The sequence below is a fragment of the Caulobacter vibrioides genome (assembly GCF_002310375.3).
In the GTDB taxonomy this organism is placed as follows: domain Bacteria; phylum Pseudomonadota; class Alphaproteobacteria; order Caulobacterales; family Caulobacteraceae; genus Caulobacter; species Caulobacter vibrioides_D.
Genome location: NZ_CP023315.3, coordinates 1383300 through 1399886, shown reverse-complemented (window position 1 = coordinate 1399886; position 16587 = coordinate 1383300). Strand labels below are relative to the sequence as shown.

General features: G+C 68.8%; 17 protein-coding genes, 1 tRNA gene and 1 pseudogene. 13 read left to right on the top strand and 6 right to left on the bottom strand.

Annotated elements, in window-relative coordinates; translation table 11 throughout:
• Nucleotides 1-2: 2 nt before the first annotated feature.
• Nucleotides 3-1268 carry a diaminopimelate decarboxylase gene (gene lysA, locus CA606_RS06585; protein WP_096051851.1) on the top strand — a complete coding sequence of 422 codons (1266 nt, stop codon included), beginning with the start codon at nucleotides 3-5 and terminating at the stop codon, nucleotides 1266-1268.
• Here lysA and CA606_RS20005 read toward each other — a convergent pair.
• From CA606_RS20005 to CA606_RS06575, 3 genes and pseudogenes are all read right to left on the bottom strand, one after another.
• Nucleotides 1260-1376 (bottom strand): annotated as a pseudogene (locus tag CA606_RS20005) (hypothetical protein); the annotation flags it as partial. The gene lysA and the pseudogene CA606_RS20005 sit on opposite strands and share 9 nt — an antisense overlap.
• A 23-nt stretch (nucleotides 1377-1399) precedes the next feature.
• A complete protein-coding gene (locus CA606_RS06580) occupies nucleotides 1400-1981 on the bottom strand; it encodes a phosphoribosyltransferase (RefSeq protein WP_181242818.1) in 582 nt (193 codons plus the stop codon).
• Entirely contained in the window at nucleotides 1923-2873 is a 951-nt protein-coding gene (locus CA606_RS06575) for an MJ0042-type zinc finger domain-containing protein (protein WP_181242817.1), read from the bottom strand. The genes CA606_RS06580 and CA606_RS06575 overlap by 59 nt, the downstream gene beginning before the upstream one ends.
• Before the next feature lie 58 nt (nucleotides 2874-2931).
• Between CA606_RS06575 and ftsE the strand changes: the two genes are divergently transcribed.
• Genes ftsE through CA606_RS06555 form a run of 4 tightly spaced genes read left to right on the top strand, consistent with a single transcriptional unit; the run spans nucleotide 2932 to nucleotide 5850 of the window.
• Nucleotides 2932-3639, top strand: coding sequence for a cell division ATP-binding protein FtsE (ftsE, locus tag CA606_RS06570; protein WP_181242816.1), 708 nt, complete (start codon nucleotides 2932-2934; stop codon nucleotides 3637-3639).
• On the top strand, nucleotides 3636-4529 hold the full coding sequence (locus CA606_RS06565; RefSeq protein ID WP_096051855.1) for a cell division protein FtsX: 894 nt from the start codon (nucleotides 3636-3638) through the stop codon (nucleotides 4527-4529). Before ftsE ends, CA606_RS06565 begins: the two co-directional genes overlap by 4 nt.
• A complete protein-coding gene (locus CA606_RS06560; protein ID WP_096051856.1) occupies nucleotides 4526-5143 on the top strand; it encodes a YdcF family protein in 618 nt (205 codons plus the stop codon). Before CA606_RS06565 ends, CA606_RS06560 begins: the two co-directional genes overlap by 4 nt.
• A complete protein-coding gene (locus CA606_RS06555) occupies nucleotides 5140-5850 on the top strand; it encodes a lysophospholipid acyltransferase family protein (protein WP_096051857.1) in 711 nt (236 codons plus the stop codon). Before CA606_RS06560 ends, CA606_RS06555 begins: the two co-directional genes overlap by 4 nt.
• On the opposite strand, the gene CA606_RS06550 is transcribed toward CA606_RS06555, so the two are convergent.
• Nucleotides 5847-6395 carry a gamma-glutamylcyclotransferase gene (locus tag CA606_RS06550; RefSeq protein WP_096051858.1) on the bottom strand — a complete coding sequence of 183 codons (549 nt, stop codon included), beginning with the start codon at nucleotides 6393-6395 and terminating at the stop codon, nucleotides 5847-5849. The two genes, CA606_RS06555 and CA606_RS06550, sit on opposite strands and share 4 nt — an antisense overlap.
• 28 nt (nucleotides 6396-6423) lie before the next feature.
• On the opposite strand from CA606_RS06550, the gene CA606_RS06545 reads away from it, so the two are divergent.
• The 4 genes from CA606_RS06545 to CA606_RS06530 all read left to right on the top strand — a co-directional run bounded on the left by CA606_RS06545 (nucleotide 6424) and on the right by CA606_RS06530 (nucleotide 10624).
• Entirely contained in the window at nucleotides 6424-7449 is a 1026-nt protein-coding gene (locus CA606_RS06545) for a DUF2125 domain-containing protein (protein ID WP_096051859.1), read from the top strand.
• Between the two features lie 103 nt (nucleotides 7450-7552).
• A complete protein-coding gene (locus CA606_RS06540; protein WP_096051860.1) occupies nucleotides 7553-8353 on the top strand; it encodes a chorismate mutase in 801 nt (266 codons plus the stop codon).
• 44 nt (nucleotides 8354-8397) lie between these two features.
• Nucleotides 8398-9519: a histidinol-phosphate transaminase gene (gene hisC / locus CA606_RS06535; protein WP_096051861.1), complete on the top strand. Its 1122-nt coding sequence runs from the start codon at nucleotides 8398-8400 to the stop codon at nucleotides 9517-9519.
• 166 nt (nucleotides 9520-9685) lie between these two features.
• Entirely contained in the window at nucleotides 9686-10624 is a 939-nt protein-coding gene (locus CA606_RS06530) for a prephenate/arogenate dehydrogenase family protein (RefSeq protein ID WP_096051862.1), read from the top strand.
• Between the two features lie 10 nt (nucleotides 10625-10634).
• On the opposite strand, the gene CA606_RS06525 is transcribed toward CA606_RS06530, so the two are convergent.
• On the bottom strand, nucleotides 10635-11483 hold the full coding sequence (locus CA606_RS06525; protein ID WP_096053848.1) for a DUF6065 family protein: 849 nt from the start codon (nucleotides 11481-11483) through the stop codon (nucleotides 10635-10637).
• Nucleotides 11484-11662: 179 nt separating this feature from the next.
• Here CA606_RS06525 and CA606_RS06520 point away from each other — a divergent pair, with 179 nt between their 5' ends.
• Nucleotides 11663-11998: a calcium-binding protein gene (locus CA606_RS06520; protein ID WP_096051863.1), complete on the top strand. Its 336-nt coding sequence runs from the start codon at nucleotides 11663-11665 to the stop codon at nucleotides 11996-11998.
• A 59-nt stretch (nucleotides 11999-12057) separates the two neighbouring features.
• Here the strand turns inward: CA606_RS06520 and CA606_RS06515 are convergent, their stop codons facing one another.
• Nucleotides 12058-13605, bottom strand: coding sequence for a DUF885 domain-containing protein (locus tag CA606_RS06515; RefSeq protein ID WP_096051864.1), 1548 nt, complete (start codon nucleotides 13603-13605; stop codon nucleotides 12058-12060).
• A 156-nt stretch (nucleotides 13606-13761) separates the two neighbouring features.
• Here CA606_RS06515 and CA606_RS06510 point away from each other — a divergent pair, with 156 nt between their 5' ends.
• The 3 genes from CA606_RS06510 to CA606_RS06500 all read left to right on the top strand — a co-directional run bounded on the left by CA606_RS06510 (nucleotide 13762) and on the right by CA606_RS06500 (nucleotide 16575).
• Nucleotides 13762-15639, top strand: coding sequence for a glycoside hydrolase family 9 protein (locus CA606_RS06510; RefSeq protein WP_096051865.1), 1878 nt, complete (start codon nucleotides 13762-13764; stop codon nucleotides 15637-15639).
• Between the two features lie 68 nt (nucleotides 15640-15707).
• Nucleotides 15708-15782 (top strand) — tRNA-Gly (locus tag CA606_RS06505).
• A 244-nt stretch (nucleotides 15783-16026) separates the two neighbouring features.
• Nucleotides 16027-16575, top strand: a complete 549-nt coding sequence (locus CA606_RS06500) for a hypothetical protein (RefSeq protein ID WP_096051866.1) — start codon at nucleotides 16027-16029, stop codon at nucleotides 16573-16575.
• The last annotated feature ends 12 nt before the right edge of the window (nucleotides 16576-16587 follow it).

Genomic DNA, 16587 nt, shown 5'->3' with positions numbered 1-16587 from the left:
AGTTGAATCACTTCGAGTACGGCCCGCAGGGCCTGGCCTGCGAAGGCGTGCCCCTGGCCAAGATCGCGGCCGAGGTCGGCACGCCGGTCTATGTGTACAGCCGCGCCACGCTGGAGCGGCACTTTGTCGTGTTCCGCGACGCCCTGGCGATGTCCGGCGTGGTCGATCCGCTGATCGCCTACGCCGTGAAGGCCAATTCCAACGTCGCGGTGCTGAAGGTCCTCGGCGACCTGGGCGCCGGGGCCGACACGGTGTCGGAAGGCGAGGTCCGCCGCGCCCTGGCCGCCGGCATCCCCGGCGAGCGAATCGTCTTTTCGGGCGTCGGCAAGGCGCGCCGCGAGATCGCCTTCGCGCTGCAGGCCGGCGTCGCCGAGATCAATGTCGAGTCCGAGCCCGAGCTGAACCTGATCGCGCAGGTCGCCGCCGAGCTGGGCGTGCGCGCCAAGGTCGCCTTCCGGGTCAATCCAGACGTCGCGGCCGGCGGTCACGCCAAGATCGCCACCGGCAAGTCCGAGAACAAGTTCGGCGTCTCGTTCGCCGAGGCCGCGCGCCTCTACGCCAACGCCAGCAACAACGCCAATCTCCAGCCCGTCGGGGTGGCCTGCCACATCGGCAGCCAGATCACCGATCTGGCCCCCATGCGCGCGGCCTTCACCAAGATGCGCGGTCTCGTCGAGCAGCTGCTGGCCGAGGGCCTGTCGGTCGAGCGCCTGGATCTGGGCGGGGGCCTGGGTGTGCCCTATTTCAACCACCCCGAACCGCCCTCGCCCGCCGAGTTCGCCGCCATGGTCGGCGAGGTCACGCAAGGCCTGCCCGTCACCCTGGCCTTCGAGCCCGGTCGGGTGATCGCCGCCAACGCTGGCGTGTTGGTCTCCGAAGTGATCCACGTCCACGAGCGCCCGGAAGGCCGCAAGTTCCTGGTCATCGACGCGGCCATGAACGACCTCGTCCGCCCGGCCATGTACGATGCGTTCCACGACATCCGCCCGGTAATCCAGCGCGCCGGCGAGGCGGTCTATGACGTGGTGGGTCCGGTCTGCGAGACGGGCGACACCTTCACCCGCGACCGCGCCCTGCCGCCGTTCGCGGCGGGCGACCTGGTGGCCTTCATGTCGGCGGGCGCCTATGGCGCGGCCATGGCCAGCGAGTACAACACCCGCCCGCTGGTTCCCGAAGTGCTGGTCGACGGCGACCGCTACGCGGTGATCCGCCAGCGTCCGACCTATGACGAGATGCTGGCGCGGGATCTGGTGCCGGACTGGGTGTAGCTTACCGAAAATCCTCCCCCTAGCGGGGGAGGTGTCGACGCAGTCGACGGAGGGGGGAGACGCCGGCGCGGCGATGCTTCCCCCTCCGGCCTTCGGCCGCCTCCCCCGCTAGGGGGAGGACTTCAATCATCTCAATCCATCGCCCCAATATACGGCAGGCCCCGGCTCTTGCCTTCGTCGTCAAGGCCGTAGCCCACGAGGTAGCGGGCCGGCGCTTCCCAGGCGACGAAGTCGGGCTCCATACCGCGATCCTTGGGCCAAGGCTTGCGGGCGAAAACGGCGGTCAGCACTTCGCTGGCGCCGGCGTCCTTCACCAGGCGCGCGGCCTCCGACAGTGACAGGCCGGTGTCGAACACGTCGTCGACGACCAGGGCGCGGCGGCCGACCAGCGGGCGCTGCAGGTCGGCGCGGACCTCGCAGCGGCCCGAGCTCTTGCGCTCGTCGTGGTAGGAGGCCAGCCACAGGGCGTCGAAGCGGACGTCGCGTCCGGCGCGCCACAGGGCGCGGGTGAGATCGGCGGCGAACCACAGGCCGCCGGTCAGCAGGCAAATCACGACGGTGTCGTCATCGATCCGCGGCGCGATCTGTTCAGCCAGCTTTTGAACCCGTTCGGCGATCTCGGCTTCCGAGATCAGGACTTCGGGTTTGGAAAGGTCATTCATGATGAGCGGGTTCGTGAGAGTCTGAAGGGGGTGTTTGGTCCCCGCTCTCATGTCCCGGGGGTTCCTGTCCAGCCGGTTCGTGCGCGGCAGGGGCGTCCTGAGCGCCGCGCAGGGCGACTTCGGGCTCGCCGGCGTGGCCTTCCGGCTTCTTCAGAGCGGTCTTGACCGCCTTGGCGGCGCCCGGCTCGGTGGCGAAGGCGATCTGCAGGTCCTTGGCCGTGCGCGGCGGGTCCAGGAAGGTGATCGAGAAGTGGCGCACCTCGCCCGGCGGGATCTTGGCGTCGGCGGCGGCGGCCAGTTGGCCGGCGACGCGCTTGTTTTCCTTGCTGAGCAGCTCCACGCGCAACGGCGGGGCGATGACTTCATGCTCGGTGATGTTGCGGATCGAGCCGGTGATGGTGACCGCGGCGTGGCCATCCTGCATCGAGGGCTGGGCCTTGATGCTGCCGGTGTCGATCACCAGCCCCACAGTGTTGACCGGCAGACCAACAGCGGCGTAGGCGCCGGCAGAGCCTGGCATGATGCGCACGACGTCGATCCGGAAGATCAGGGCGGCGACCACGACCACCGCCATGGCGGCGGCCATGCCGGCCCAGATCACGCCCGTCGCGGTCGCTGCACGCAGGCGACGCTCTGCGTCGGCGCGGGCTCGAAAGACCTTGGGCAGCTCCTCGCCCGGCAGGGCGCTGACGGGCGGCTCCTCGGCCTCGGCGGCGACAGCTTCCTCCGGCGCGTCGGGCGTCCCGTTCGGGCTCTGATTTTCGGAAACCTCAGGCTCGTCGAAGAGGTCGAGCGGCTCTTCCAGATGGGCGGTCCAACGGTGCCCGCACGAGGCGCAACGCACGACACGGCCTTCCGGCCCGACCTTGGAGTCGTCGACGAAATAGCGGCTGGCGCACTCCGGGCAGGTCAGTATCATGGCCGCGAATCGAACGAACCCCACATAGCCTACTGGGGTCGCTGATTTTAACCCTGATGTCCAGAAAGCCCAGTGACGCGCCTTGCGGATCGACACAGAACAGGGCGATGACGCCCTTCCGGTGGTCCGCTTCGAAGGCGTGTCGATGCGCTATGGGCGGGGTCCGGAAACCCTCAGAGATATAAGCTTTTCCCTGGACCAGGGCTCGTTCCACTTCCTGACCGGCGCGTCGGGGGCGGGCAAGAGCTCGCTGCTCAAATTGATCTATCTGGCGCACCGTGCGTCACGGGGTCGCGTGGAGCTGTTCGGGCGTGACGTCAGCCTGACCCACGCCTCGGATCTGCCCTTCCTGCGCCGGCGCATCGGGGTGGTCTTCCAGGAGTTCCGGCTGCTGGAGCACCTGTCGGTGTTCGACAACGCCGCCCTGCCCCTGCGAATCCTCGGCCGCAAGCCCGCCACCTATCGCGAGGACGTGGCCGAGCTTCTGAACTGGGTGGGCCTGGGCGAGCGGATGCACGCCCTGCCCGCCACGCTGTCGGGCGGCGAGAAGCAGCGCCTGGCCATCGCCCGCGCCGTCGTCGACCGCCCCGACGTGCTGCTGGCCGACGAGCCGACCGGCAATGTCGATCCGGCCATGTCGCTGCGCCTCCTGCGCCTGTTCGTCGAGCTGAATCGCCTGGGCACCACGGTGCTGATCGCCACGCACGACGAGGACCTGGTGGCGCGCGCCGCCCGGCCTACGCTGCACCTAGAGCACGGGCGCCTCGTTGATCTGGGAGGCCGGCCATGAGCGAGTTCTTCCAGGTCTCGCGCTGGCGGCCCGGCCCCCTTCTGCCGCCGCGCGACGCCCGCGACGGCGCTCTGGTGTTCGTGGTGGCGGTGCTATGCTTCCTGGCTTGCCTCACGGCCTTCGCCGCCCTGGCGGCCAATCGCGCCGCGCATGGCTGGACGGCGCAGCTCAGCGGCTCGGCGACCGTGGTGGTGCGCGCCCGCGTCAACGAGACTCCCGACAGCGCCGCCGCGCGCGCCGCCGAAACCCTGGCCGGCGTGCGGGGCGTGGTCGAGGCCCAGGCCCTGCCGCGTGAGAAGGCCGAGGCGCTGCTGGCCCCCTGGATCGGAACCGAGGCCCTCGTCGACGACCTGCCGACACCGCGTCTGGTCACGCTTGAGCTGGACCCCAAGGCCCCGCCGACGGCGAGCATCCTGGATCGCGCGCTGCGCGCGGCGGGCATCGACGCCACGGTCGATGATCACAGCCGGTGGATCGCCGATATCGAGCGCGCCGCCGATATCGCCCGCTTTGCAGCGCTGGGCGTGTTCGTCCTGATCGCGGCGGCCACGGCTGCGGTGATCGCCTTCGCCACCCGCGCCGGCCTGGCGGCGCGGCGCGACGTCATCGAGGTGCTGCACTTCTCCGGGGCCGAAGCGCGGTTCATCGCCGGACTCTTCCAGAACCGGTTCGCGACGATGGGCGCCCTGGCGGGGTTGCTGGGCGGCGCGGGGGCGGCCATCATCGGCGCGCTCGCGCGGTACTTCGGCGGCGGAGCGGGCGTGGCTCCAGTCCTGCCACTGGCCTGGATCGACCTGCTGGCCGCCCTGCCCGCGCCGATGCTGGCGGCGCTGATCGCCGGGGTCTCGGCGCGTCTGGCGGCGTCGCGGATCGTAGGGGAGATGCCGTGAAGACCTTGGCCGCATTGCTGCTCGCCCTGATGATCTGGGGCCTTGGACTTCTGGCGTTCACCGGGCGGGTCGACCAATCGACCCCGGCGCCCGAACCGCCCATCTCGGACGGCGTCGTCGCCCTGACCGGCGCCTCGACCCTTCGGCTGGAGGCCGCGACGCGGCTTCTGGAAGAGGGCAAGGGCCAGCGCCTGTTGATTTCCGGCGTCAATCGCGAAGCCACCCGGGCCGAAATCCAGACCGTCACCAAGGCGGTGAAGCCGATCTATGACTGCTGCGTCGATCTGGGCTTCGCCGCCGCCAACACGGTCGGCAACGCCCGCGAGACGGCGGAATGGGCGCGCTCCAAGGGTTACAAGAGCCTGATCGTGGTCACCGCCGACTACCACATGCCCCGCTCGATGCTGGAGCTGCACGCGGCGATGCCGAACGTGGCTCTGCATCCCTATCCGGTGAAGACCGATCTGAACGCTCGTCGCTGGTGGAAGACTGGCGCCAGCGCGCGGCGCATGATCGTGGAGTACTGCAAGTACCTGGCGATTCTGGGCCGCGAAGCGTTCCTGGGGCTGGGACCGAAGGACAAGGCCGCCCCGGCGGCGAAGGAAGCGTCTTGATCTATCTGCGTTCGTTCATCTTCCAACTGGTCTTCTGGCTTTGGTCGATTACCTGGGCTGTCGGCATGTTGCTGGTCCTGCCGCTGCCGCGTCGCGTCAACACCTGGTGCCTGACCACGTGGGCCAAGGGTCTGATCGTGGGCCTGCGACTGTTGGCCGGCGTGAAGGTCGAAGTGCGCGGCCAGGAACATCGCCCAACCGGCCCGGCTCTGGTCGCCGCCAAGCACCAGTCGATGTTCGACGTCTTCAGCCAGTTCGCCTTGCTGCCCGACGCCTGCTTCGTGATGAAGAAGGAACTGCTGATGGTGCCGCTGTTCGGCTGGCACGGCCTGAAGGCGGGCATGGTGGTGGTCGACCGCGACGGCCACTCGGCGGCGCTGAAAAAGCTGGTCCGAGACAGCATCGAGCGCATGCGGGAAAGCCGCCAGATCGTGATCTTCCCAGAGGGCACGCGCGGCAAGGTCGGGGAGCCCGGCGACTACAAGCCCGGCATCGCCGCGCTCTATCGCGAGATGAATATTCCAGTGACGCCGCTGGCGCTGAACTGCGGCTCGCACTGGAACAAGGGCTTTGTCATCCAGCCCGGCACGATCGTGTTCGAATACCTGCCCGCCATCCCCGCCGGCCTGAAGCGCGGCGAGTTCATGCGTGAGCTGCAGACCCGCATCGACGGCGCGACGAAAGCGCTGGAGGACGCGGGTCTTTAAGCCCCTTCCCGCGCCTCGACCATCTTCAGCAGCTTCTCCATCGCATGGTCGCGCACCCCGTCCTCGTGCAGGTGCATGACGAGGTCGCGCAGGTAGTCGATGTTGGGCCCCGACAGACCCACGGCGCCGGCGATCAGTCCCGCCTGCTGCTCCAGGGTGAGATCGCCCGCCCACTGGCTGTGTTTCATGTCCGACAGGAAGACCAGCGCGGGCGCGCGGACGCCGCCGTCGACCTTCACCTCGCGCCAGGTCTCGAAATAGGTCTCGGTCGGCTGCTCGCGCTCGCGCAGATAGGCGTAGACGCCCTCCCAGTCGGCGGCGGCGACCCGGTAGGCCATGCCGCGCACCGAGCCGCCGGGCGCCAGCCCCAGCACCAGGCCCGGCCGCTCGTAGGTGCCCCGGTGATGCACCGAATATATACAGAACGCCCGTCGCCGGCCGTGGAGCACGGCCGTTCTTCGGTCTATGAACGGGAACCCGGGCCGCCACATCAGCGATCCGTATCCGAACACCCAGCGATCTTCGCCGCCGCCCTCTAAACTCATCACCGATCCCGACTGGACGCGCCCTAGAATGACCCATAACGACGCCGCCCCGTCCCGCAAAGCCCCCGCAAAGGCGCGACGCAGCCGCCTGTTTGCGCCGTTCATCCTCGCCGCCATTCTGGCGGGCGCCTGGAGCTATGGCTGGATCTGGCTGCGTGGCCAGGCCGAGCAGCGCATGGACGCCCAGGCGGCGGACCTCCGAGCGCGCGGCTATGACCTGTCGTGGAGCGCGCGGACCTTCTCGGGCTTTCCGTTCCGGATGAACATCCAGTTGGCCGACCTCAAGGTCGCCGAACCCAGCGGCTGGGCCCTGCGCGTCCCGGCCCTGAAAGGCGAGGCCGCGGTCTACAACCTCACCCACTGGGTGCTGGTGGCTCCGAACGGCGTGGTGCTGACCCGCCCGGAATCGGGCGACGTCACCATCGCGGGCGACGCCCTGCGGGCCAGCATCTCGCACGTGACCGAGTACCCGCCGCGCATCTCGATCGAGGGGGCCAAGCTGACCTTCGTCCCCGCCCCCAACGCCAAACCGTTCACCCTGGTCTCGGCCGATCGCATGCAGCTGCACGTTCGGGGCGGCGGTCCGGACGACCAGGGCGCGGTGTTCTTCAAGGCCGACGGGGCCAAGACCGCCTTCCCCGGCCTGCTGGGCCGCATCGCCCAGGATAAGACCGCCTCGATGATCCTGGAAACCCACCTCACCCACGTCTCGCACCTGCGCGGTCGCAACTGGCAAGCGGCCGTCAAGCGCTGGAGCGAGGCCGGCGGCCAGATCACCGTGCAGCAGAGCCAGATCCTCGCCGGCGACGCCGAGGGCAAGGCCAAGTCCGGCGTCCTGGGCGTCGACGCCGAGGGCCGCGTCACGGGCCTGCTGAGCGTGGCGATCAAGGAGCGCGCCGACCTCTCCCAGCCGATCCAGACCCCGGAGCAGGCGCTGGCCGCCGCCGCCCAGGCCATGGGCCAGGAGCCGATCATCGAGGCGGATCTGCGATTCCAGGACGGCCGCAGCTATCTCGGCGTCATCGACACGGGGCCGGCGCCGACCGTCTATTGATCGGGCAAATCGGCGCGCTGACGCAATTTTCTTCCCATGAAGGCTAGCTATTGCGTGTTTGGCGGCAAAGACTATGGTCCGCCCTCCAATTTCGGGGAAGAACATGGGCAGCGACGCGACGGAGGCCACGCCGTCTCTCGAAGAGGTTCGATGGCGGCTGGACGCCATAGACGGTGAACTGCTGAAACTGCTCGACGAGCGCGCCAGCCTGGCCGGCGCGGTCGCGGCGGCCAAGCGCGCCTCGGGCGATACCGGCTTTGGCCTGCGCCCCGGCCGCGAGGCCCAGATTGTCCGCAAACTGCTGGCCGTCCCCCGCAAAGGCGCCAGCGCCGCCCTGGTGATCCGCATCTGGCGCGAGATCATGGCCGATAACCTGGCGCGCCAGGGTCCCTATCATCTGGGCGTGTTCGGCGGACGCGAACCGGCCCGGACGGTCGAGCTGACCCGCCTGCGGTTCGGGACCGCGCCGCGCCTGTCGTTGCTGCCGACCGCGCAGGACGCCCTGGCCGTGGCCCGCGCCCCCTGGGGCGTCGGCGTCCTGCCGCTCGCCTCGGAAACGCCCTGGTGGGGGCGCCTGCTGGCCGAACCGAAACTGAAGGTCTTCGCCGCCCTGCCGTGCCTCGCCGCCTGGGGCTCCCAGGCCGCCCTGGCGGTGGCCGAGGTCGAGGTCGAGCCCACGGGCGGCGACCAGACCTTCTGGGTCACCGACTCGCCCAAAGGCGCCGGGGCTATCATCGAGGCCCTCAGCCAGACCGACGTGGCGGCCGAACTGATCGCGGACGCCGGCGGCCTGAAGCTGTTCTCGCTCTCCGGCTTCTTCCAGGCCGACGACCCGCGCCTGGCGCGCGCACCGGGCCAACTTACGGGGGTCATCGGGGCTGCACCGGAGCAGTTCGACGTGTAAGAGACGGCCGTCTCATAGAAGACATCCGTCAACCGAGTAGTCCGATGACCGCCTCCGCCACCGACCGCTTCGCCGCGCCGCGTCCCATGCCCAAGCCCGGGATCATGGACATCCACGCCTATGTCGGCGGCAAGTCCAAGGTCGAAGGCATCGCCCACCCGGTGAAGCTGTCGAGCAACGAGAACATCCTGGGCAGCAGCGACAAGGCCAAGGACGCCTATCGCAACGCCGTGGATCGCCTGCACATCTATCCGGACGGCAAGGCCAACCTGCTCCGCGCCGCCGTGGCCGAGCGTTACAAGCTCGAGCCTGAGCGCCTGACCTTCGGCGATGGCAGCGATGAGATCTTCGCCCTGCTGAACCAGGTGTATCTCGAACCCGGCGACAACATCGTCCAGGGCGAGCACGGCTTCGCCGCCTACGCCATCGGGGCCCACGCCTGCCAGGGCGAGGTGCGCATGGCCAAGGAGGTCAACCACCGCGTCGACATCGACGAGGTGATCAAGTGCGTCGACGAGCGTACGCGCCTGGTGTTCATCGCCAACCCCGCCAACCCGACCGGCACCTGGCTGACGGCTGAGGAGATCCGCGCTCTGCACGCGGCCCTGCCGCCCTCGGTGATCCTGGTGCTGGACGGCGCCTATGCCGAGTTCTGCACCGATCCGCGCTTCGAGGACGGGCTGGAGCTGGCCCGCACCGCCGAGAACGTCATCGTCACCCGCACCTTCTCGAAGATTCACGGCCTGGCCGCGCTGCGCGTCGGCTGGGGCTATGCGCCCGAGCACATCATCGCACCGATCGAGCGTATCCGCCCGCCGTTCAACACCTCGATCCCCGCGCAGGAAGCCGCCGTCGCGGCCCTGTTCGACGACGACTTCCAGGACCGCTCGCGCGCCCTGGTCGAGCAATGGCGCCCGTGGCTGGCCCAGCAGCTGGGCGGCCTTGGCCTTGAGGTGACGCCATCGGCGGCCAACTTTGTACTGGCCACCTTCCCGACCACGCCCGGCAAGACCGCGCCGGAGGCCGAGGCTTTCCTGGCGTCGAAGGGCTACCTCGTGCGCGCTGTGGGCAACTACAACCTGCCGCACGCGATCCGCATCACGATCGGCCTGGAAGAACAGAACCGCGCCGTGGTCGAGCTGCTGACGCAGTTCATGGGGCGCTAGATGCCCAGCCCTTCTTCCGACCTCCCCGGCGAATGCCGGGGTCCAGATCGAACCCACCGCCCCCTCTCGTTCGACCTCGGACGCGAGGCGCATGAACCCAAACCGCTCAGGCTGAATCTGGGCCCCGGCATTCGCCGGGGAGATCGGTTTGAAGTAAACGTTGCCCATGCCTAACCCCGGCGTCCTCTATCCGAAGCTCACCGTGATCGGCTGCGGCCTGATCGGCGGCTCGGTGATCCGCGCGGCGCGCCAGCACGGCGTGGTCGGCGAGATCACCGTCGCCGACGCCAGCGAGGCTCATCGCGCCCGGGTGACCGAACTGGGCATCGCCGAGCACGTCACCGGCGACATCGCCGAGGCGGTGCGGGACGCCGACCTCGTGGTGATCGCCACACCGGTGCTGTCGGTGCCCGAACTGGCCAGTGTGGTGATCCCCGCCATGAAGCCGGGCGCCACCCTGACCGATGTCGGCTCGACCAAGGGCAATGTGGCCGAGGCCTTCCGGGCCCAGGACCTGTCGAAGATCTTTGCGATCCCCGGCCACCCGATCGCCGGCACCGAGCAGTCAGGCCCTGACGCCGGCTTCGCAGAGCTGTTCGAGAACCGCTGGACGATCCTGACCCCGTTCGAAAGCGAAGACGACCACTACGCGGCCGCCGTCGCCAAGCTGTCGGCCTTCTGGCGGGCCTTTGGGGCCCAGGTCGAGCTGATGGACGACAAGCACCACGACCTCGTCCTGGCCGTGGTGTCGCACCTGCCCCACCTGATCGCCTACACGATCGTCGGCAGCGCGGCGGACCTAGAGAACGTCACCGAGAACGAGGTCATCAAGTACTCGGCTTCGGGCTTCCGCGACTTCACCCGCATCGCCGCCAGCGACCCGACCATGTGGCGCGACATCTTCGTGGCCAACAAGGACGCGGTGCTGGAGATGCTGGGCCGCTTCACCGAAGACCTGCAGGCCATGAGCCGCGCGATCCGCTGGGGCGACGCCGACACCCTGCACGCCCACTTCACCCGCACCCGCGCTATCCGCCGCGGCATTGTCGCGGCGGGCCAGGAAAGCGCCGAACCGAACTTCGGCCGCGATCGGGGAAAGCACTAGGGTCTAGACGCTAGTCAGGCTTGCCCTTGCGACCGACCGGACAGACCCGGCGCGATCCCGTCTGCCGGAACTCTCCCAGCCGGATCTTCGACTCATGGTCCGGCGCCCCGGGACGCCCGTCCGGGTGCAGGCCGCGATAGTAGAGCTTTTGCCACTGATCGGCCGGCGTCTTGGGTTGGTTTTCCTTGATCCACTCCTGGAAGGCGGCGCGCGAGGCGGCCCAGCCTCGGTAGCTTTCCAGCAGCTCGGGCGCGTCCTCCATCGGCCGCAGCTCCGGCTTCAGGCGGTCCATCACGCCGCGCGGGGTGGGGAAGAAGAAGCAGAACGGCTCGTTCTCCTCGAACCGCACCCAATGGTTGGGCCGGGTGAAGCGCCAGTTCATGGTGAAGGTGTACGGCGCCCAATCGGTCTCGATCACCCCGCCCATCGGCGCGATGCCGTCCTTCATGGCGTTGGGCGGTCCGCCGACCCAGAGGTTCCAGCCTTCGGAGGTGCGCATGATCCCTTCGACATGGAAGGTCAGCGTACCGCTGCCGAACAGCGAGACGGGCGCACGCTTCTTGTCGGCGCCCTCGTCGACGACGATCTCGACCGAATGCGCGCCCACATCGCCCAGCCAGCGCGCCGAGAAGCCGCAAGGGTTCAACATCACCCAGCCATGCGCATTGGCGATGGCCAGCGGCAGGCAGCGGTAGGCGAAGCTCTCGGGCGTCTCCGTCATCCAGTCGCGCTTGGCGGACGCCGGCTCGACCCTGGGCTGCCAGCCTTCATGGACGTAACAGATCAGCTCGGTCTCGGCGGCGCGGGCTGGAGCATTCCGGGGACGCTCAGGAACCGAGCCCTTCAACCGCTTGCGCATCATTTCGCCTCAAAGCTGACCGCAAAACCGCCTATCGGTCCGATACGACAGTTTCGTGTCTTCCGGAGCGCTCATAGAGCACGAGGCCTGGCCCGACGCCGGCCTTATTCCCGAAACACGCCAGCAATGTTCGCGGCCGATGACAGGCCGCGAGAGATCGCAGAAGAGGAAAATCACCCATGCGCCGCACGCTTTTCGTCGCGCTCGCTTCGCTCACCACCCTGGTGGCGGGCGCCGCCATGGCTCAGCAGGACGGGCCGCCGCGCGGCATGCCCGCTCCGGAAGACGTCTTCAAGCGCTGGGACGCCAACGGCGACGGCGCGGTCGACAAGGCTGAATGGACGGGCGCGGGTCGCCCGGAAGACCGCTTTGCGATGATCGACGCCAACAAGGACGGCAAGATCACCATCGATGAGCTGAAAGCGGCCTTCGACACCATGCGCCAGCGCCGGATGCAGCAGGGCGAAGGCCCGCCTCCGGGTCCGCCGCCGGAAGGCGCTCCGCCGCAGAACTAAGCGTCTACAGCGGAACGTCGAACGCCGCCCGGCCAGCCCGCCGGGCGGCGTTCTTCGTTTCAGGACAGGACGCGGTCGCGCAGCATCGCCAACGGCAACGTCCCTGGCCATAGCACCGCGCTGTGGAAGGTCTTGAGATCGAACGCCGGACCCTGCCGGCGGCGCGCAGTCTCGCGAAGCTCAACCAGTGCCAGCCAGGCGAACCCTTGCCCCGCCGCAGCGCCCGGTCCGATGGCGGCGCGCTCCACATCCTGGGCGATCGGCGCAAAGACCGGCGGCGGCCCCTGCAGGTCGGCGAACCAGGCCTCGGCCTTGGCCCGGCTCCAGCCCTTGGCGTGCAGACCCGTATCGATCACCAGCCGCCCGGCCCGGAACAGCATCCATTGCAGGTAGCCCAGCTCAGCCAGCGGATCGCCGACGAAGGCGCCCTCCTCGTCGGCCAGTTGCTCGGCGTAGATCGACCAACCCTCGCTGAAGCCCGGGCAGGCTAGGCGCGTGCGCAACGGATGGGCGCCGGCGCCCTCCTCCAGAGGGATCTGCAGCATGTGGCCCGGCACGCACTCGTGATGCGCGACGCTGGCCAAGGTCCAGCTGGGGCGGCTGCGAATGGCGGCCAGATCGACGAAATAGGTTCCCGATCGGCTTCCATCAAAGCTCGGCGCTTCACGGTAGCCCTGTCGCGCTGCGGCCTCATCGGCGGCTGACATGCGCGAAACCCTCGTCGCCCAAGCCCCCTTTGGAATGGCGCTGAAGGACCGGGGCAGACGCGCCTTGGCCTTGTCGAGCCAGCCGTTCATGTCGGCCACCAGGCGGTCGCGGCCCGCGTCATCATCGCTGTAGAGAAACCGGGGATCGCGCGACAACGCCGTCAGACGCGCGCCCACACTGCCCTTGGTCAGGCCCCGCGCCCGAAGCAGGGCGTCGGCGCGGGCCGAGAAGCGCCGGCAGGCGTCCATGCCCTTGGCCTGCGCCTCGGCCGGCGTGATCGCCGCGCCGAGATTGGCCTTGAGGACGAGCGCGTAATAGGTCTCGGCGTCCTTGAAGCGAACCCCGCCGTCGCCGGCCCGAGGCTTCAGCGCCGTCAAAGCCTGGCCTTGCGCGGTCAAGGCCTTCGCCAGGCCCTCCGGCGCGCCGATGGTCGCCTTGCCCAACCCCGTCACGACCTTGTCGATGACGAAGCCGGGCGGAATCACCCCGAGACCGGCGTCGGCGCGGAGCTTTTCGGTCTCGGCCTCGACCCGTCGGGCCAAGGCGTTCACGGCCTCGCCGCCCGCCTTGATCGCTTCGCCGGCCCGGAGCCAGGCGCCAGCCCTCGTCGTGACCGCGTATGGCGAGCTCGAACCGCCGGTGAATGGAAACAGCCGGGCGATCTGGGCCTCGGTCTCCAGCGCCCGCAACACGGCGTCGCGATCGAGCCGCGCATGGGTCGACAACCCCTCGGTCGAAAACGCCTTCAGCGCGGCCAGGCGCTCGGCGGCCGCACCGCCCTTGGCCAACTTGTCGAGCAACGCCTTGAGCGCGGGATCTCCCGCCGCCCACGCCTCGCCGGCCGTCAGGGTCGCGCCCGCAGCAGCGGCGCCCGCGAGGGCTTGTCGACGGCTCAGCATGGGGTCCTCCCGGAGACTCTCCACTTCCTGTCTAAGCAGCCTGACACCGGTGTCCAGCACTGTCGGTGCGACACATTGGGATAGCGGTAACAAACGCCGTGACAACGCTGTCTTTATGCCGCTACCCTTAGGACCAAGGCGCGCGACCGACGCGCCATGGAGGAAGCGTCGATGATCCGCCTAGCCGCCCTTTCATTCGTCTCCGCCCTGGCCATGACCAGCCTGGCGCACGCTGACGAAGCGCCGCGTCCGATCCGCTTGAACCAACTGGGCTTCGAGGCCCAAGGCCCCAAGCGCGCCATCCTGGCCGATCCGTCGAAGACGCCGCTGGACTGGGTTCTGCTCGACACCGCGGGCGCCGCGATCGCCAAGGGCAAGACCGCCGTCTTTGGCGACGACAAGGCTTCCGGCGAGCACGTCCACCAGATCGACCTTTCCGCATTCCGCAAGGCGGGCGAAGGCTATCGCCTCAAGGTCGGCGCCGCCGAGTCCCGCCCCTTCGCCATCAACGCCAAGCCAAGCGGCAAGCTGACCCGCGCGGCCATGTCGTTCTTCTATCAGCAGCGCGCCAGCGTTCCGATCGAGGCCCAGTACGTCGAGCGCCCCGATCTGGCCCGTCCCGCCGGCCACGCCCCCGACAAGGCCACCTGCTTTGATCAGGCCGACGAGCGCGGACAGGTCTGGCCCGGCTGCGACTACACGCTGGACGCCAGCCGAGGCTGGTACGACGCCGGCGACCACGGCAAGTACGTCGTCAACGGCGGCATCTCGGCCTGGACGCTGCTGAACGCCTGGGAGCGCGCCGCCATCCTCAAGCGTCCTGGCGCCCTCGCGGCGTTCGGCGACCGCGCCCTGGCCCTGCCCGAGGCCGGCAACGGCGTCCCCGACATGCTGGACGAGGTCCGTTTCCAGCTCGACTTCATGCTGGCCATGCAGGTGCCCGAGGGTAAAACCCTGCAGGTTCCCGTGGGCGATCAGCGCCCAGGCGACGGCAAGCTGGTGCTGAGCGCGATCAACGCCTCGGGCATGGCGCATCAGAAACTGGCGGACCGCTACTGGACCGCCCTGCCCACCGCGCCCGCCGAAGACAAGCAGGTGCGCTATCTCTACTACCCGACCACCGGCGCGAGCCTGAACCTCGCCGCCGTCGCGGCCCAGGCCGCGCGTCTGTGGAAAGTGATCGATCCTGCGTTTTCGGCCAAGTGCCTCGACGCTGCGCGCCGCGCCTTCGCCGCCGCCCAGCGCCATCCGAACATCTACGCCATCGGCCCCTTCACCGGCTCGGGCGGCTATGGCGACGGCGATCTGACCGACGAGTTCTATTGGGCCGCGGCCGAGCTCTACGCCACCACGGGCGAGGCGGCCTATGAGACCGCCCTGCGCGGCTCGCCGCTGTTCCTGGCCTCGCCGACCGAAGGCGCGCGTCCGACCGGCGACATCGGCTGGAACAGCGTCGGCGCCCTGGGGACCATCACCCTGGCCCTCGTCCCCAACGGCCTGAAGCCCGCAGAGATCACGAAGGCCCGCGCCAACCTGGTGGCCGCCGCCGGCAAGCACCTCTCCGACGACGTCAGCCAGGGCTACGCCCTGCCCTACGCTGCGCCCGGCTATCACTGGGGGTCCAATTCCTCGGTGCTGAACCGCGCGCTGGTGCTGGGCCTGGCCCACGACTTCACCGGCGAAGCGGCCTATCGCTACGGCGCGGTCGACGCGATGGACTATGTGCTGGGCCGCAACCCGCTGGACCAGTCTTATGTCACGGGCTTTGGCGCGCGGCCGATGCGCCACCCGCACCACCGCTTCTGGGCCAAGCAGGCCGATCCCGCCTATCCCGCACCGCCATCGGGCGTGGTCTCGGGCGGTCCCAACTCGACCAACATGAGCGACCCCGTGGCCAGCGAAATGAAGGGCAAGTGCCGGCCGCAGACCTGCTGGACCGACGACTATCGCTCCTTCACCCAGAACGAAGTGGCCATCAACTGGAACGCGCCGCTGGTCTGGGTGTCGGCGTTCCTCTACGACACCGCGCGCTGATCGCGTCTGGAGCCAGGGATAGCCGCTTGAGTACCAAGACGTCCCGGGCTAAACGGAGCGTCCTCTGAGCGGGCGTAGTTCAGAGGTAGAACGTCAGCTTCCCAAGCTGAATGTCGGGGGTTCGATTCCCCCCGCCCGCTCCAGTTTCCCCTTAAAATCATCGGCTTTCGACCCCGAGGGGACCTTGACTCCCTGCGTCCTTCGAGGCGCGCTCAAGAGCGCGCACCTCAGGATGAGGGGCTCGGCAGCCGTGTTCCTCATCCTGAGGTGTGAGCCGAAGGCCAGCCTCGAAGGACGCACTCAACCACAAGCTCGACCTCTGCGGCGTGCGCGATTGCCTACCGTGGCTGGGTTGCGCTAATGGCCCCCTCGTCTGAGGAGAGATCCATGAAGCCGCTCGTCCTGTCCGTGATCGCCATCCTCGCCGCGGGGAGCGCGATGGCCGCCGTCGGTGTCGCCGACTGGTCCGGGGTCTACAAGCAGCGGTTCAACGTGACCGGGCCTGCGCCGGGCGTGGTGGAGGACGTGCTCGAAATCGTGCCCGTTGGGCCAAACCGCGCGTATGTCCGCGCCGATCTCTCCTTCTCATCGGCCAACAGCTGCAAATTCTATGGCGTGGCGACCCTGGAGGGCGATCGTCTGCGCTATCGCGGTCCGGTCGACGGCCATCAGGGCGAGCGCTGCACGCTGACGCTCGAGCGCGGCAGGGACGCCAAGGGCAATCCGACGATCGTGCTGCGCGACGAAGGCAGCCGGTGCGAGGCGGCGACCTGCTCGAAACGCGGGTCCTACGACACCCAGTCCTTTCCCGTGAGCGCCCGGCGGACGATCCGGTATATGCCGCGCCTTAAGGCCTCGAGCGAATTTGCCTACGCGCTGAAGGAGGCCGGCATCGCCGCGCCCCCGGCGACGCCCGCGACCAGACCCAATCCGTAGCGCGACGTACGC

Bases quoted from the DNA above. Each gene is read 5' to 3' on its own strand.
- CA606_RS06580 (WP_181242818.1), bottom strand. From the start codon at position 1,981: ATGAGAGCGGGGACCAAACACCCCCTTCAGACTCTCACGAACCCGCTC.
- CA606_RS06565 (WP_096051855.1), top strand. From the start codon at position 3,636: ATGAGCGAGTTCTTCCAGGTCTCGCGCTGGCGGCCCGGCCCCCTTCTG.
- CA606_RS06550 (WP_096051858.1), bottom strand. From the start codon at position 6,395: ATGAGTTTAGAGGGCGGCGGCGAAGATCGCTGGGTGTTCGGATACGGA.
- CA606_RS06545 (WP_096051859.1), top strand. From the start codon at position 6,424: ATGACCCATAACGACGCCGCCCCGTCCCGCAAAGCCCCCGCAAAGGCG.
- CA606_RS06540 (WP_096051860.1), top strand. From the start codon at position 7,553: ATGGGCAGCGACGCGACGGAGGCCACGCCGTCTCTCGAAGAGGTTCGA.
- hisC (WP_096051861.1), top strand. From the start codon at position 8,398: ATGACCGCCTCCGCCACCGACCGCTTCGCCGCGCCGCGTCCCATGCCC.
- CA606_RS06530 (WP_096051862.1), top strand. From the start codon at position 9,686: ATGCCTAACCCCGGCGTCCTCTATCCGAAGCTCACCGTGATCGGCTGC.
- CA606_RS06525 (WP_096053848.1), bottom strand. From the start codon at position 11,483: ATGCGCAAGCGGTTGAAGGGCTCGGTTCCTGAGCGTCCCCGGAATGCT.
- CA606_RS06520 (WP_096051863.1), top strand. From the start codon at position 11,663: ATGCGCCGCACGCTTTTCGTCGCGCTCGCTTCGCTCACCACCCTGGTG.
- CA606_RS06515 (WP_096051864.1), bottom strand. From the start codon at position 13,605: ATGCTGAGCCGTCGACAAGCCCTCGCGGGCGCCGCTGCTGCGGGCGCG.
- CA606_RS06510 (WP_096051865.1), top strand. From the start codon at position 13,762: ATGGAGGAAGCGTCGATGATCCGCCTAGCCGCCCTTTCATTCGTCTCC.
- CA606_RS06500 (WP_096051866.1), top strand. From the start codon at position 16,027: ATGAAGCCGCTCGTCCTGTCCGTGATCGCCATCCTCGCCGCGGGGAGC.